This window comes from Bacillus cihuensis (assembly GCF_000504145.1).
In the GTDB taxonomy this organism is placed as follows: Bacteria; Bacillota; Bacilli; order Bacillales; family DSM-1321; genus Peribacillus; species Peribacillus huizhouensis.
Window position 1 is genome coordinate 40,006 of record NZ_KI632495.1, and the last position, 16,536, is coordinate 56,541.

The following is a 16,536-nucleotide window of genomic DNA, read 5'->3' on the forward strand; positions in this document are numbered from 1 at the left end:
TATCCGACTGGTGAGGCTTATGTAAAATAAACTGGATTAACTAATAATGAATACGTGTTCTAGATGCAGCTCCTGAAGAGCAAACCATAAATGTCACTCCAGACATTCTAAAACTAATTGAATCAAAATATGAATTCAATATTTCTATACTACTATAGATGGTCGAGACATTAAGATTAGTTTGGAAAATTAAAATAAATTAATTTACATAAATAACAATATAGATTTACGTAGTGTTTAATAAGTGCGTATTAGAGGAGAGCAGGTCAGATGGAAGACTCTCCTCAATAATTCATATAATAATCAATTAAATTTTAATGCTTAAATCCACCCATTTGTTGCTCAGCCATTTGCACCAGTCGCTTAGTTATTTCTCCACCAACTGATCCATTAGCTCTTGATGTAGTTTCAGCACCTAACGTAACTCCAAACTCATGTGCAATTTCATATTTCATTTGATCTAATGCTTGCTGTACTCCCGGAACAACTAGATTATTACTGTTACTGTTGTTACTTGTCATGATGTACATCTCCTTAGAATTTTAGAATATGGTGTTGCATGAGTAGTTTGTATTAGTTGGATAAATTTTATACATAAAAAAGAATGAAATTAATCATTCTGTTTTGTTCCATTCATATAACTCTTCTATAGTACAGCCTAGTTCTTTTGAGACTGTCATTGCGGTACTTATGCTCATTATTTTTCTCTTGCTATAATCTGAAAGATTTACCAATGGGATACCTGTATTTTCAGATAGAGTTTTAAAATCAATATTGCTTTTATTCAAAAGGGTCGTAAGGTTGCTCTTTTTTGCTTTATAAATAGCCAATTAAATCACCTCGATTTAATCAAGTCTAACACAGTGGCAATATGAAAGATACCAAATCAAGTAATATTAGGTAATTGAGGTGATATTGCATAGTTATAGGGGAGTTAGAAAGGGAATGGACGAATGGTAATGGTATATTACAAAGCTAGAATCCAAAAAGTTTCAAAAGGATTTTGAAGCAAATGCTAAAGAGCAATGTAAATTACAAAATTGGGACAAAAAGACGTCATGATCATCATTATATAGATAATATTTCCTGCTTTGATCGTACAGACAAAAATTCTCAGAATTATATCAAGGTAATGTCAGATGTATTAATAGAAGATTCATGTCCATTAGGTCCTGTCCAAAATTCATAACCTATTGGTGAAAGGAGGGAATGAATTTATGGAGATTAATGATGAGTCAATTTGTAAAATGTTCGCAAAAATTATCGGTGGCCAAGAAGGATTCGACGGTGGAAAATGCATGGTAACAATAATTCGAGATGATATAAATGTAACAATATTGAAAAAACGTTTTAGAGTAACAACTTCTTTCTCATTCAAATCGAGAGATAATTCAGGAAGAGCCTTGTGTCTAGGCAGAAGAGTCCTCTTACAAAAAGAAGTAGGTGGATTTGTTGCTGCACTTCTTAATTAAGGAATAAAAGTTTCGTCAGTACACAACGAGTGGTTGTTTGATAATCCAAATTTGATTTACGTTAATATTGAAGATGTTGATGATCCACTAGTTTTTTGCAAAAAAAGTCAGAAGAGCGTTATGGAATTAGCCGAGGAATTTAATTATGTAATCTATCTAGTAGGTGAAATTAAATAATTACATGTAGTGAGTCCTGTTCTAGGGCTCTTTCTTTTTATTTTGCAAAGGGATTACCAAATGACAATAGAAATCGGTGTATTAATTGGAATTGGAGCATTATTAATAAGTTTTCTTACTTACTTATAAAACAAACGAAAGGAATTAAAAACGGACATGCGCAAGGCTTCAAAATAGAGGCGCATCTTGACTATGTTGGCATAACTTAACGCTTATGATTTGTTATTGAAAACTAAAAAATCTGGTAAGTAATATTGTAGGAATCATATTTAAAATGATCGAACTTATCAGTTCAGCTTAATCCAGAAAGCTCAGATATAAGATCCCTATGATGCCTAATTTTCAGAATATTAATATTTTCCAACTCAGAATCCCTGGGTGAAGATACGCTTCTAGAATAATAAGAAGGTCATGTACGTAAATTAGTAATTTTCAGCCTAATAAATTTCATTCGATATTTATTAATAGTTAGGTTTTGTAGACCATATCGGTGTATTAAGTTAGTTCCTTTCAGTATGTCAAAAAACAAAAAATGCTTATCATTAAAATGGAAACTAGTCATTAAGCACTGTGTATTAATTCATAAGATTATTGGTTATTTTTGTGATCGTATAGTATATATTAACTGTATTATAAAAAGCAAGTGTTTTTGGAAAATAATGTTTTGTGTTTTATGAAATATTTAGTATTATTGTATTTTATATGTAAGAGATAGAAAAATAAGGTAGAAGGGACGTTGCCAAATATGAAAAAGCATCTTGTTTATCCATTTATAGTTGTATCTTTAAGTTTTTTATTAGGAGCTTGCTCAGATCAGTCAAAGGAAACAACTATACCAAAAAAAGAAGAAGTAACTGACACGAAAGAAAACAAAGCAACAGAGTTAAATGATACACCCACTACTCACTGGTCTTATGAAGAAGAAACAGGACCTGAACATTGGGGGGAATTGAATCCCACATACTCAGCTTGTATCAATGGAAGTGAACAATCACCGATCAATATTGAATTCTCTCAGTTGAAAACAAGTAAAAAAATAGAAAACATTGAAATTCAATATCAACCGACACCTTTCTCAATAGTCAATAACGGTCATACAGTACAGGCTAACGCGGCAACACCAAGCAATAGCATTATCGTTGAAGGAAAGGAATACAATCTTGCTCAATTTCATTTCCATACACCAAGCGAGCATCAATTTAATGGTCAACTCTTGGATATGGAACTGCATCTTGTACACCAAGATGCGAACGGTGAGCTTGCTGTCCTAGGTGTAATGATTCAAGAAGGAAAAGAAAATGAAAAACTGGCATCTATTTGGAGTGTTTTACCAAATGGTGAAACAAAAAAAGATATTTCCATAAAAGAACCTATTGATTTACAAGCTTTACTCCCTTCAGATCAAACCTTTTTCTATTATAACGGTTCATTAACGACGCCACCTTGTACCGAAGAAGTGAAATGGATTATTTTCGAAAATCCGATTGAAATGTCAAAAGAACAAATTCAAGCATTTCAGCAAATTTTCCCTGATAATCATCGTCCTGTTCAGCCTTTAAACGAACGTGAAATTATTAAGGACTAGGTTAAGAAAGATTCCATTCACATTGAGGCCTATAACACCAAAATTCTAAAATACAGAACATTGGGAAAGCATATTTGATTAGAACTTCTCAGATAAGTATTATTTCTATAATAATATAATTTTATGAGAAAGTTTTTTTCTTATCCTTTTAAAATAAGAATATATTGATAAAGTAACCATCCCAATAGGATAGACCTATTGGGATTTTTGGTCATTTAAGAGAATGCGGCTTAAAAGGAATTGAATAGTCTAATAGAAGATGGATGGTATTCAGAATTTTCATCAACTAAATGGTCAGTTTAACACAAATGTATTGAATTTTTAGTGTATTGAACAGACCAATTATTAAAAACTATTCTTTGTTATAGTTGAAGAAGTCAGAGAATTTTTTTTGAGGGTTAAAATATATGAACAATTTATACAATGTACAACTAATATTTTTGCTCATGCTTAACTACAGCTTTTGCTGTATCAACAGCAGTGTTGAATTCAACTTTTAACGTTTTAGCGTTAATCGCACTTTCCCTTAGAACATGATACCCATAAATAAAAGTCCAATCCTGTCCTATCAAGGGTTTAAGAGGATTGTCCCGTATATCAAATATTCAGGTTAATATCCAAATTGGTGTACTCCATCTAAAAATCGAAACACACTGGCTGCTTAGACTTTATTATAGCTGTCTATTTGATAAGGATTAGACCATTTTCTGCTAATCGAAACTTAGCAAAAGAATGGGGCTTAACTATACCAGCTGGGTTTTAAAAAAAAAAAGAAGAAATAAAGGATGTTGAATTGGTTGATGAAGAAATTTTCGGTGGAGAGATATGGCTTATAGGTGAGTTAATCTAAAACTTTTGTTCTTCAACTAACTGGTGCGTGGGACATGGATCACGTCAGGAATGCGGATTTACAACGGTAAGCCCATTTTCTTGACGGTACCCTTAAACCAATCCGACATTTGTCCTCTGAATAAAGAGATTCAGGTTCGAATAAAATAAACCCAATATGGTTATTACCAGGAGGGGTAAAATGGATATTGCAAGTCGTTTAATCATCATCACATTTACTTTTGGTGCACTTGCTTTAATCGCACTTGTCATTTTTCTAATCTATTTATTAATGTTTGACCGAAATCAGAAGCATCACGCCATACTAAGGAATTACCCAGTACTAGGCAGGGTGCGCTATTTTTCAGAAAAAATCGGTCCAGAATTGCGGCAATATTTTTTTAACGGTGATAATGAAGGAAAGCCGTTTTCAAGGGATGACTACGAACATATCGTAAAAAGCGCAAAGTATATGCGAGATGTAGTTGCGTTTGGTTCAAAACGTGATTTTGATGAAGAAGGTCTTTTTGTTCGAAATGATATATTCCCAAAATTAGCCGAAGAAGAAAAATTCGATAGAGAAACAAAGGTGATAACCAAAAGATCTATCTTATTGAAGGATCCGCTTTTTTCGCAGCGAAAGGAAAAATGGGAGGATGAGGAATCGTGTGCTTACTTATTGCATGACCATGATGCCGTGGTCATTGGCCCAAATACAAAGCATCCATTTAGATTAAAAGGTTTGATTGGGATGTCGGCGATGAGCTATGGTTCATTAGGTTATAATGCTATAACAGCTTTATCAGAAGGATTAGCGTTAGCAAAAGGTACGTGGATGAATACTGGAGAAGGTGGGCTATCTTCCTATCATTTAAAAGGTGGCGTCGATATCATTATGCAGATTGGCCCGGCCATGTTCGGAGTTCGTGATAAATTTGGAGAAATGGATTGGGACGAGTTAAAGCTGAAAAGTGAAATTCCTCAAGTAAAAGCATTTGAGATTAAGCTCGCTCAAGGTGCCAAAACTCGCGGGGGACATATTGATGCAGAAAAAGTTACGCCAGAAATTGCCGAAATTCGCAAAGTGGAACCATTCAAGTCGATTGATAGTCCCAATCGTTTTCATCAGTTCAGTGATATACCGACGATGTGTGAATTCATTGAAAGAATTCGTAACCATACAGGTAAACCTGTTGGAATGAAGATGGTTGTCGGTGGTAATGATAGCGTCGAAGAACTAGCCAAATATATGAAGGAGACAGGCAAAGGGCCGGACTTTATCACCGTAGATGGCGGGGAAGGCGGTACAGGGGCTTCCTATCAAGAATTAATTGATAGTGTCGGATTGCCGATTAAATCAGCCCTACCAATTGTTGTCTCGACCCTTCAAAAATACGGGGTGCGCGACCGGGTTAAAATTATCGCTTCAGGTAAACTTTTCAGCCCTGACCGGATTGCGATTGCTTTGGCGATGGGAGCCGATCTCGTCAATATTGCGCGTGGATTCATGATTACCATAGGATGTATCCAAACATTGAAATGTCAATCCAATGCCTGTCCAGTTGGGGTAGCGACAACTGACCCAGAATTGCAAAAGGCTCTCGTAATTGACGAAAAGAAATACCGCGTCGTCAATTTTCTCGTGACACTTCGAAAAGGACTATTTCGAATTTCAGCAGCAGCAGGTTTGGATTCACCCGTTCATTTTCAACCGAAGCATATTAGTTATAAAGATAGCAAAGGAGTCGTGACATCACTGGAAAATATCCTCCATGAAATCCGGCAGCAAATAGGTGTAAATGAACCTAGAAAGTAGAAGTTCCTTATAAACAGAATGATTCACAAACAGTAAATAGTGAAATTAAATCATAATTTTTATGCGCTAGAGAAAACTAAACAAGCAAGAATAGAAAGGAAAGAATGAGTATGAGTCGTGGTAAAAAAATCTCGTTGCTGATGTTTTTTCATGGACCTCTCGCTTTCTGAAGAATTACATCTATTCTCACAAGAATTACAGCGTTTACTATCTCCAATCGTTCTACAAAAAATCGCTAAACAGGTTGGTTTTGTGCAGCGATCTAGTAGGTATCAAGCAGATGAACTCATCGACCTTTGCATTTGGCCCAACCAAGAAGTCGACAGTACATCTCTTACGCAACTATATACATTCAACTTGATATGGTAACATGATGTCAGAGCTGGTAGCTGGTGAAACTTTAGAAATTCCTGAAGCCTATTTGGACAAAAACAAAAGCTTCTAACACGTGTGATTATCCATCGTTTAACAGACGATCAAACGCAAACACGTCTCAACAATCAAGCTGTGCGTGAAAAGAAGAAAGGCATTGTCATGAAGGACAAAAGTAAGCAATTAATGGGGATTAACGTAGTATACCCTATCAATTATTCTTTCTATTTAGGAGAAAAGGATGGAAATATATAGAAAAACTATAGTTGAATATATTTATAAAATTGTGAACATTAACCATGAATGAACATTACTTAATACCTGAATTATTTATAATATTTGCTTTGAGGTGAAGGCAGAGCTTCTTCCGTTAGTCAAACTAGCATCTATTAAGAATTTATGAGAATACTATGGTAAGGCGCTATGATCGTGGATAGATACGGCATTAGAAACAGCTGACAACGCTTGGAAGTTACCTTGATTGTTGTAGCAAACTCTTTGAGGGAATTGAAGGTAAAAGAATAAGAAATTAATGAATAGTAAAAAGCAGCGAATTGTCAATTCGCTGCTTTTTAAATTATTAGAAGAAATAAACACACATATTTTTACAAAAGGGGTATAAAAATAAATAAGTTAAATTTAATTTACCGCAGTTATTGTTCCTTTAAACATATTCATTCCACAAGCATAATGATATGTTCCGGGCTTTAATGCATCAATATTAATGTAGTTGTTAGTATTTTCATTTAATGCAATATTAAACCCAAGTTCATCTGATAAGATAATGCCGGTGCAGCCAACTTCTTCTGTTTTAAAGTTAATTATAAATGGTTTGCCGGCCTTTATTACAAGGTTATTTGGGGTGTATTCGGTTGGAGTTACCATTACTTCATATATATCACTACTTGTTGATGTGAATTTTATATCCTCTACCTCATTTGAAGCCTGTTCACTATTAGTTTGAAATAACGTACCCTTTCCAAATACAAGGATACTCATAAATACTAATAAAACAATTAGTACAATTGGATTGGCTACTAAAGGCCTTTTATTAAAGGTTTTTTCTTTATTATTTCTCTTAGTTTCTTCATCAATTAATCGAATGAGTAGTACTATCACTAAAACGAAAATTACAACAATAAAGTAAATCATTACCTCTACGGATTTGGGCTGTAACATCACGCCTAACATGGAACCCATCATACCGCCCATTATGCCGGCTGTTAATCCATCTAATGAAGCCATGGACGAAACAGGCCTACCAGTTAAATATCCTACAAGCATACCTATTGATACAGATAGAATGGTAGGAATGGTTAAATCTTTGTCTTGTATATAGGCTCCTAATATTGTACCTAAAGCAATACTGGACATCATCGAATTTGTCATGCTTACCATCATTCCGGTCATGGATGTAAGCCTATGTCTATTTCTGAAAGTGTAATAAACAACATAACTTGTTAAGAGAACGATTAACGCAATACTTACTGATAGTAACATTCTTTTTCCTCCACGGTCATAATGTCGCAAAATGAATTTAATTAATTTTAAACCTATTTTATTATAAGTTGTAAGATTAATTACAACAATAAAAATTTTGCGACAAGTGATTCCGCTATATAAATGCCTCAAAACTCTCTATATTAACCAATACTAAATCTAAAAATAATACATATGCCACTAAACAAAAGGACATTAATTAGAGGTAAAAAGATGACGTTAATTCGAGATGTAAACTCGGGGGATCTAGAAGCTATAATGAGAATTTATAATCAAGGAATTGAAGATAACATAGCAACTTTAGAAACTGAAATGAAATATTTACAATACTTGGAAGAATGGTTTGAACAGCATAGAGGGTGGTACAAAGTTATTGATGTTGAGGTGGGGAAAATTAGGATGGTCTTCTTTAAATCAATATAATAACCGTTGTGCTTTTGCTGGAGTAGTAGCTTTATCTGTATCTGTACATATTGCTAGGGAGTACAGAGGAAAAGGTATAGGAAGTTTGTTGCTGGCAGCCATCGAAAGTATTGCCATTAAACATGATTTTCATAAACTAGCTTTTTTACATTTCCATTAAATAAGCTTGGTCAAAATTATTTCAAAATAAAGGATATCATGAGGTAGGTACTTTTAAGAATCAGGATATTCTAGACGGAAAATCTGTTGTTGTTATGTTAAAAAGAAGAAATAGAGACCTGAAAACTTGAACAAAATATGATAAGAACCTTTTTCCTTCTTCATATAATGAATGTTAGAGGAGAAATTAAAGATTTAGACTTAGACAATCAAAGTTGACTAGTCATGCATTTTGAGAAAAGGGTTAATGTTCAACAATTTATCACATATTTCACCATATACCGGATTGTTTTTATTCTTCAACATAGATACTATATAAATAAAGTAATCATCGTTCATGTTCTTTTATGAGGGGGACAAAATGTACCAGTTGAATGACAAGTTTTAACATGGTTAGATGATACTTTAATAGGGTCTAAAATCAGTAAAAGATTAGGCAAGGCAAATATAAAATGATTGTCTATTCATACTGTTCCCAAGTGATAAGTTTAGGAGGGTTTATTTTGAAACGTATATTTACCGTATTAACAGCAATCTTACTAGCAATGTCTATTTCTACTAGTGCATTTGCTCACTCGCATATAGGAGGATCAAATCCAGCAGATGGTGATGTTGTAACGGAGCCATTAAATGAAATTGTTCTTGAATTTGATGGGAAAATTGAACAAGGTAGCTATATAGATGTAAAAAATTCAAAGGGGCAGGCCATTGATCTACAAGAAATTACTATTGGTGATGGTAAATTAATAGGTACTGTTGCTGAGCCACTTCCAAATGACGAATATCAAGTAAATTGGAGTATTATTAGTGCAGACGGTCATCCATTAGAAGGTAATTTCTCATTTACAGTCAATGCTCCAGTTCCTGAATCTGTGGAAGAGCCAACGGAGGAACCGTCAAAAATAACAGAATCAGTTGAGCAATCGACAAAAGATCAAAAAGATGTAGCTTCAGCGGATGAAGTAGAGAAAGAATCCTCTTCTATGACAGTTCTTCTAATTGTTCTTTTAGTTGTTATTGTAGCAGGTGGTTTCTTCATACTTATTAAAAGAAAGAAATAATGAATGGATATTTTAGTAATTATTAGTCAGACGCTTTTATATTTATGTTTTTCGGTCTTAGTAGGAAGTTTTTTTCTACTACTTGTCCCAAACGAATATCGTCCTGATATAAAGATTTCAAAGCGCTTATTACTTATTAGTGCCATTACGCTACCTGTTTTCGCCTTTATTCCTGTACTTGATATTACGTTGTATATTGCTCCACGCTTAGGTTTATTTGAATCGTTAAAAATTGTTTTAACAACTTATTCAGTTGGGACTGCATGGGATTTTACCCTTCTAGGTTCCGGTGTGTTAATACTATTAATTGTCTCGGTAAAGACAACAGAAAAGAGCAATTTCGCTATTTTAGGAGCATTACTAACATTTGGATTAATATTAACAGTTGCTTGGTCAAGCCATGCAAGCGTTATTGATCCAATTATAGGAACTATAAGCGACTTTCTTCATATAGCAGCTGTTAGTATTTGGGTTGGAATTTTACTTGTTATTGGCTGGTGTTCGCTCAATCATAAAAATTGGCTTGAATATTTAAGCTGGTTTTCAAGTGTCGCTATTGGCTGTTTAGTTGTTACAGCTCTTAGTGGTATGTTCTTGATGGATGTAATGGTGGATGGGTATATTGATTCGTGGCTGGTTTCATATGGACAAGGGTTATTAATCAAACATTTATTCCTACTGCCGCTTGTTTTTTATGCCTTGGTGAATGGCTTTATTGTGAAATTTATGATATCAAAAAATGCTACATTTAATCCCATTCCTTGGATTCGTGTAGAAGGCTTTATTTTATTTGTAATTTTTATGATAACAGCTATTTTTTCACAACAATCACCACCTCATGGCAATTATTTAACGAGTGATGCAGTATCACCTTTATTCCGTCTATTTCACGATGGCATAATAGATTCTGGTAGCACAATTGGCTTTGTTGTGAACTTAAATACAGTATGCTTCTTTTTCCTATCCATTTTATTTATGGGATTAATTGTGTTATCGTTTTTCAAAAAAGCATCGATTATTATATCTTTTCTTTTTAGTTGTTTATTTGTAATGAGTATATATCTTATGATAATGATGACTATAGTGATTCGCTAAAAAGAGTGTAACTTAAAAATTAAGAAGAATCTCAAGAGATATTAAGTGAGTTTGTATTCTAAATGCTATAAATAGGGTTGCGATTATTTTTTAGGTAATCAAGAATCGCGATTGTGGAATAAAATCGACTATATTGTTTTATCTTTTTGTATAGTGAAGTATTTCACATGGGAAATTAAACAACTATATATTTACCCCCGTCCTAAGTTTAGAACGGGGGTATTCTTGTTTAAGCTTTTAAAGTTAAATAACTTTATTGTCATTTTACACTTGTGTCAGGGATATACGATTCGGACAGAAACTGTTCTATGAAGAACGGGCGAGTAATGAGGCTACATATAATGGGGTAACCTTCACTAAAATTGGCTGCCCTTTATGAGTAGCCTTTTTTTGTAGCCTATCATGAAGGATCATATAGAACTTGGTGTTAATAAATTGAGAGCTGGGTCAGTGAAGAATTGGCCTATTAAAAATTGACTCTTTGGGTGAATTCTCAATATATTTGTTGGATTGAATTAGGAGAATTGTTCTTTGGTGTATTTACATCGGATGATACTTCAAAAGCTTCCATTTTGAGTGCGGCAAATGGTTCAAGGAACTGTTGCAGATAGCGGTAGCATGGTATAGAAGTATCTAACCATACTTTCTCATCCTCGGGCTTAAGAATAACAGGCATTCTGTCATGAATTGAGGACATCAGCTCATTAGGCGTTGTAGTGATAACGGAACAGGAATAAATCGATCCTCCATCAGGTGATTTCCATGATTCCTATAATCCAGCCATAGCAAATGGGTTCATCTGTCTTAAGTTTGATTCGCATGGGAATTTTACGTTCGGGTGTTTATTTCACTCATAAAAAGAATCAGCAAGTATTAAACAACGTTTCTTTTTGTATGCATTTTTGAAACTTGGTTTCTCAGCAATCGTCTCAGCCCTTGCGTTAATCATTTTGTAACCAATCTTTTCATCTTTAGCCCAGAAAGGAATTAACCCCCAACGAAGGAACGTTTATGTCCAGTTTGAATTTTTCTTCAGTTGTTCATTTATACTCTTCTTTCTTTCGACCACGTTTATCTCGAAGTGCTCCTTCACCATTCGCTTCAAATTTCTTGACCCATTGATACACAAGTTGGTAATAAACCTCAAATGTTTCAGCTGCGAGTTGATAGTTTTTTTGATGGTGTAGACAGTAATTCACAATAAGGATTCGTTCTTCTAGCGTCGTTTTTCTACTATTTGTCATAGAGTTTGTTCTTCCTTTACTGGTATCGTTTAATTCTCTATGATTATTATACTTTTTAATCCACTTTCTCAAAACCGACGTAGTAGATAAGTTGTATTTTTGACTGACTTCTCTTAAAGAATATTTACCTGATAGATAATTAGTGACGGCAGCTAACTTTAACTCTTTCGAATAAGAATTCCAAGAAGGTGCTTCTTCCAGACTGTCTTCACCATTTACTTCATATTTTCTAATCCACTCTCTAATAGTCCCGGGATCTACAGAAAATTTAGCGCTAATATCGGCTATTGAATGATGACCATCTTTATAAAGGTGTAGAATGGCTAATTTCTCAGCTTTAGAATATTTAATTCGAGCCATAAAAATACTCCCCTTAGAGAAACAGAAACTTCACATTATTGTCTTATTTACTTTAAAAATCATTTAAGTATACCCTTGCCTAAATGATTTTTTTAAGGATATTAATGACTGAATTTTCAAAAAACAATTAAAGTAAGAAGTAGGATTTAAGAAGTATGTCTTATTTTTACCTTTCTCTTATAAATTAATCGTGTAAACATACTGATATCAAGGGGTGGCAAGGATATCCTTAAATTCACAATAAACCACTAATTCATCTGAGCTTATCTTCCGCAATCCTTCCTCAAGTTTGAATGTACACCGTTTAGTAAAAGAGACAATTGAAATAAAATGAGGGTCATATTTCTTCTCAATCACATTTTTTAAGGCATTAATATGACCAAAATTTTGCATCAATGGATTCATCATTTTAAACTTCCTATTAATTAACCAAGCTTTTCGATCTTTTCCTCCATAAATTGTTCCTTGATAATTCTTTGTCTCAATTACGAATATTCCATAAGGAGTTATAACAACATGATCAATTTGGGAATAACCAGTTTTAGATTTAGGATTTTCTATTAATAAGTCATTTAAATACATAAATTCTTTAGGCATTTGAGATAATTGAATATCAATTTTGTATTCTCCAAGTTCACCTTTTCTTAAGGCAGTCCGTTTATTATTTTTCTTCGGAGAGTCACCTTTTTCCTTCCGATCTGTAATTTGTTTCCGTTCATTTTATTAAAAAGCCTGAAACCCTTGAAGTATAAGGGTTTCAGGCTTTTTATATTTGCCTTATAAGTTATGGAAAGTGCGATTAATGCTAAACAAGTAGACATTTAATTTAGCAACGAAGTTGACGTAACTGATGCTGAGACTGTATTTAACTATGACTTTTCTAAAATCGTAGGTTCGGCGATTGGTGCAGCTCCAGCAACAGTTAAAGTTCAAGCAGATGGTAAATCAGTAGTACTAACTCTTTCTACGCCAATTACTGTAGAAACAATATTTACTACAACTGTTTTCGGTATTAAAGTTAAAGGTACTGACAATACGTTCCCAACTTTTGCTACATCTGATGACTTCTTATACATCAATGCAGATGGTGTAGCTGGATATCAAGCTGCAACAGATATTAAAGTAACTGGTGCTGCTACTGCTGGTGTGGTTAACCTAAACTCTGCTGCTATTACATCTATTAAAGTAGCAACTAAAGCTGCTGGTCCTTTAACAGGGGCAGATTCTGCTAAATGAAGTGAAGCATGTGAACCGCATCGTGTACGATGTGACAAGTAAACCGCCTGCGACGATTGAGTGGGAGTAACACACAAACACAACTGATAAAATGGAATAAATGCAATGGAAACGAACGTTCTTTATACACGTTCATTTTTGTATTTATTGCCAAAAAGATTTAAGAGCGGAAACCTCTAGAAATTATAATATGACGCCTTTAATATATGGAAAAGTTAAGTAAAATTGATTTTTTTTATATTTTTCATATTTAACTTCAGATGATAACATAATTGTTAAAGAGAAAAAGATTAATTAGATTTTAAGTTTTGCGCCAATAATATTTTTTTCTGCTTTATCTTACCTCACCATGGCGCTACTTGCTGATCTTGTTGGAGTCATGCGGCAAACTTCTGTACTTAGTTTCTCCATGGGGGACGCCATGAACCAACAATTAATAATAGCAGCAGAGAAAGGTGATATTGAGAACGCTCTAAAGCTTCTTAAAGATGGAAACGAGAATTCCGAGAAATTGAAAATATACTAAGAAATGCGAGTGCGTAACTCGCCTAAGTTTTAAAATCTATGCCAAGGCATGAATAAATTAAATACAATTCAAAATAAAAGGAGGTTAAAGAAAGTGACAGATATAGCATATTGGTTAACAAATGTAAGATTAGAAACTGGATACCACTATGAAAATGGTACAGTTACGGGAACAGAAACGAAGCTTTTCCATCTGAGAATTGAAGATGGGAAAATAAATGAAATTGTCTTTGCTGATAAAAAGTTAGAAACTACTTTACCTAAACGGGATGCGAATAATTATTTAATGCTTCCATCATTTAGAGATATGCACATCCATATTGATAAAACATATTACGGAGGTCCATGGAAAGCGCCTACGATTCCAACTAAGGGTCTTTTGACAAGGTTAGAAGAAGAGGAGGTACTACTCCCATGCTTATTGCCTGTTGCAGAAGAAAGAGCGAAAAAATTATTAGATTTATTGCTACATTCAGGTTCAACTCACATACGCACACATTGCAATGTCGATCCTGTAATCGGATTGAAAAACCTCGAAGCAACTTTACAAGCGGTGGAAGCTTATAAAGGAAAAGCTGCTGTCGAAATAGTCGCTTTCCCACAGCACGGATTATTACGCAGCAATTCAGTTTCGCTAGTTAGAGAAGCATTAAAACACGGAGCTTCATTAGTAGGTGGAGTTGACCCTGCATCAATTGACGAAAATATCGAGAAATCGTTACAAATGGTAATGGAACTTGCCGTAGAAGCAAATGCAAACATTGACCTTCATATACATGACCCGGGACATCTTGGTATTTTTACATTTAAGCGATTGGCATCTCTAACGGATGAAGCTGGATGGCAAGGGAGAGTTACCATAAGCCATGCATTTGCTTTTAGTGATATCCCGCTTAAAGAAGCGAGTGAAGTCGCAGAATTACTCGCTCATCAGGGGATTTCGATTACATCATCCGTTCCTATAGGAAAGACGATTCCGATTCCTCTCTTGAAGGAAAAAGGAGTAGAAATTTCCCTCGGTGATGACAGCATTACGGATCATTGGTCTCCTTTCGGAAAAGGAGACAGCTTAGAAAAAGCAGGGATGTTAGCAGAACGTTTCGGCTTAAGTGATGAACAATCACTAGGACAAACTCTTGGGTTTATTACAGGAGGGGTAACCCCTTTAAATAAAAAAGGAGAACGTATTTGGCCAAATGTAGGAGACGATGCGGACTTCGTTTTCGTTGATGCCAGTTGTTCCGCTGAAGCTGTTGCTAGAAGAGCAAAAAGAATAGCTGTTTTATTTAAAGGAAATATAGTCGCTGGGGCACTTAAATCAAAAATAAATCTTTAGATTAAAGGCATAAATCCATTAAATCGGTGAATTAGTAAATTTTTATTCTCACCACATTCTACAATAAAAATATAGAAAGGGTAGATATAAGATGAGTTCTATTTTTTGGCTAACAAATGCACGATTAGAGAGTGGTTACGACGTTGAAAATGGCGTCATAACGGGTACAAATACGGAATGTTACCATCTATTGATCAAGGACGGGAAAATTGCGAAGATCGTATCTTCTGATGAAACTATTACAGATGATTTACCAAAAAAAGATGTGAAACAATTGTTGGTTCTTCCATCTTTTATAGAAAAACATTGTCATTTAGATAAAACATTGCTGGGTGACCGTTGGCGTTCAGTAACACCTGTTAACAATATTTTTGAACGACTTGAAATTGAGAAAGGAGTTCTACCGAACTTAGAAACTACTACTCAGGAACGTGCGGAAAAGTTGCTTGATATTTATTTGAAATCCGGAGTAACTCACATACGTACACATGTTGATATTTACCCTGAGGTTGGCTTGAAGAATTTTGAAGAAGTTCATAAAGCGTTGCAAACGTTTGAGGGAAAGATAGCTTATGAAATAGTTGCCTTTCCACAACACGGTTTATTGCGTACGAGGTCAAAAGATTTAGTAAGAGAGGCTCTCCGTCAAGGAGCGAGCTTTGTAGGTGGCGTAGATCCTGCAACCGTTGATGGCGATATTGAAGCATCTTTACAACTGATGGTTGAACTTGCTGCAACAGAAAATGCGGGGATTGATTTACATTTGCATGACGGGGATCATTTAGGTATCTTTACAATAAAGAGATTGGCGCAGTTAACGAAAGAAGCAGGTCTTCAAGGTAAGGTGGCTATTAGTCATGCATTTGCACTTGGGGATATTCCTCCATCTGAAGCTGAAGAAATGGCAGAACTATTGGCTGATTCAGGAATCACCATTATTACGAGTGTTCCTCTTGATAGAAGGTTTCCGCCTGTTGGCTTATTACACAGGAAAGGTGTATCGGTTGCCGTTGGATGTGATAATATTTTTGATGTTTGGTCACCATTTGGAAATGGGGACGTATTAGAACGAGCTGGTCGTTTGGCGGAGATTTCAAGATGGGCAGATGAACGTTCTTTAGCACAAACGCTCCAGTTTATTACCGATGGAAAAATACCGCTTAATTCTGAAGGAAATCAAGTTTGGCCGCAAATTGGGGACGAAGCGAGTATTGTGTTTGTTGAAGCTTCTTGTTCCGCTGAAGCCGTTGCAAGAAGATCTAATCGTGTAGCAACGATGTTCAAAGGAGAAATCGTTTCAGGTTCTCTTGATTCAAAATAAGTATGATGAATAAACCATTTTCAAGA

The 16,536-nt window shown here is 34.7% G+C and carries 12 protein-coding genes and 5 pseudogenes; 11 read left to right on the top strand and 6 right to left on the bottom strand.

Annotated elements, in window-relative coordinates; genetic code table 11:
* Positions 1-314: 314 nt before the first annotated feature.
* Together V179_RS0105900 and V179_RS27145 are read right to left on the bottom strand one after the other, a co-directional pair.
* A complete protein-coding gene (locus V179_RS0105900; RefSeq protein WP_028390674.1) occupies positions 315-521 on the bottom strand; it encodes an alpha/beta-type small acid-soluble spore protein in 207 nt (68 codons plus the stop codon).
* A gap of 93 nt (positions 522-614) precedes the next feature.
* A complete protein-coding gene (locus V179_RS27145) occupies positions 615-830 on the bottom strand; it encodes a helix-turn-helix domain-containing protein (RefSeq protein WP_051404852.1) in 216 nt (71 codons plus the stop codon).
* 387 nt (positions 831-1,217) lie between these two features.
* Here V179_RS27145 and V179_RS27150 point away from each other — a divergent pair.
* The 5 genes and pseudogenes from V179_RS27150 to V179_RS32300 all read left to right on the top strand — a co-directional run.
* Positions 1,218-1,602 (top strand): annotated as a pseudogene (locus V179_RS27150) (DUF1259 domain-containing protein).
* A gap of 792 nt (positions 1,603-2,394) precedes the next feature.
* Positions 2,395-3,234 carry a carbonic anhydrase gene (locus V179_RS0105915; protein ID WP_028390675.1) on the top strand — a complete coding sequence of 280 codons (840 nt, stop codon included), beginning with the start codon at positions 2,395-2,397 and terminating at the stop codon, positions 3,232-3,234.
* A gap of 1,030 nt (positions 3,235-4,264) precedes the next feature.
* Positions 4,265-5,878 carry an FMN-binding glutamate synthase family protein gene (locus tag V179_RS0105920; protein WP_028390676.1) on the top strand — a complete coding sequence of 538 codons (1,614 nt, stop codon included), beginning with the start codon at positions 4,265-4,267 and terminating at the stop codon, positions 5,876-5,878.
* A gap of 150 nt (positions 5,879-6,028) precedes the next feature.
* A pseudogene (locus tag V179_RS32630) lies at positions 6,029-6,223 on the top strand (IS4 family transposase); the annotation flags it as partial.
* Positions 6,220-6,451: pseudogene (locus V179_RS32300) on the top strand (IS4 family transposase); the annotation flags it as partial. The pseudogenes V179_RS32630 and V179_RS32300, both read left to right, overlap by 4 nt.
* Positions 6,452-6,889: 438 nt before the next feature.
* On the opposite strand, the gene V179_RS0105925 reads toward V179_RS32300, so the two are convergent.
* The gene (locus V179_RS0105925; protein WP_028390677.1) at positions 6,890-7,750 is read right to left on the bottom strand and encodes a cupredoxin domain-containing protein; all 861 of its coding nucleotides are present in this window, start codon (positions 7,748-7,750) and stop codon (positions 6,890-6,892) included.
* 343 nt (positions 7,751-8,093) lie between these two features.
* Between V179_RS0105925 and V179_RS32140 the strand changes: the two genes are divergently transcribed.
* The 3 genes from V179_RS32140 (at position 8,094) to V179_RS0105940 (ending at position 10,488) form a co-directional block, all read left to right on the top strand.
* A complete protein-coding gene (locus V179_RS32140; RefSeq protein WP_326929535.1) occupies positions 8,094-8,333 on the top strand; it encodes a GNAT family N-acetyltransferase in 240 nt (79 codons plus the stop codon).
* Between the two features lie 502 nt (positions 8,334-8,835).
* Positions 8,836-9,393, top strand: coding sequence for a copper resistance CopC family protein (locus V179_RS0105935; RefSeq protein WP_051404853.1), 558 nt, complete (start codon positions 8,836-8,838; stop codon positions 9,391-9,393).
* A 3-nt stretch (positions 9,394-9,396) separates the two neighbouring features.
* Positions 9,397-10,488 (top strand): copper resistance D family protein, encoded by a 1,092-nt coding sequence (locus V179_RS0105940; protein ID WP_028390679.1) that lies wholly within the window; start codon positions 9,397-9,399, stop codon positions 10,486-10,488.
* A 493-nt stretch (positions 10,489-10,981) separates the two neighbouring features.
* Here V179_RS0105940 and V179_RS29655 read toward each other — a convergent pair.
* From V179_RS29655 to V179_RS27165, 3 genes and pseudogenes are all read right to left on the bottom strand, one after another.
* Positions 10,982-11,437: pseudogene (locus V179_RS29655) on the bottom strand (SOS response-associated peptidase).
* A gap of 91 nt (positions 11,438-11,528) precedes the next feature.
* A complete protein-coding gene (locus V179_RS27160) occupies positions 11,529-12,092 on the bottom strand; it encodes a helix-turn-helix domain-containing protein (RefSeq protein WP_034301333.1) in 564 nt (187 codons plus the stop codon).
* Between the two features lie 207 nt (positions 12,093-12,299).
* A complete protein-coding gene (locus V179_RS27165; RefSeq protein ID WP_084552231.1) occupies positions 12,300-12,797 on the bottom strand; it encodes a nuclease-related domain-containing protein in 498 nt (165 codons plus the stop codon).
* A 520-nt stretch (positions 12,798-13,317) separates the two neighbouring features.
* On the opposite strand from V179_RS27165, the pseudogene V179_RS29660 reads away from it, so the two are divergent.
* From V179_RS29660 to V179_RS0105970, 3 genes and pseudogenes are all read left to right on the top strand, one after another.
* Positions 13,318-13,398 (top strand): annotated as a pseudogene (locus tag V179_RS29660) (GMP synthase (glutamine-hydrolyzing)); the annotation flags it as partial.
* 549 nt (positions 13,399-13,947) lie between these two features.
* A complete protein-coding gene (locus V179_RS0105965; RefSeq protein WP_028390680.1) occupies positions 13,948-15,189 on the top strand; it encodes an amidohydrolase family protein in 1,242 nt (413 codons plus the stop codon).
* A gap of 91 nt (positions 15,190-15,280) precedes the next feature.
* The gene (locus V179_RS0105970; RefSeq protein ID WP_028390681.1) at positions 15,281-16,510 is read left to right on the top strand and encodes an amidohydrolase; all 1,230 of its coding nucleotides are present in this window, start codon (positions 15,281-15,283) and stop codon (positions 16,508-16,510) included.
* Positions 16,511-16,536: the final 26 nt, after the last annotated feature.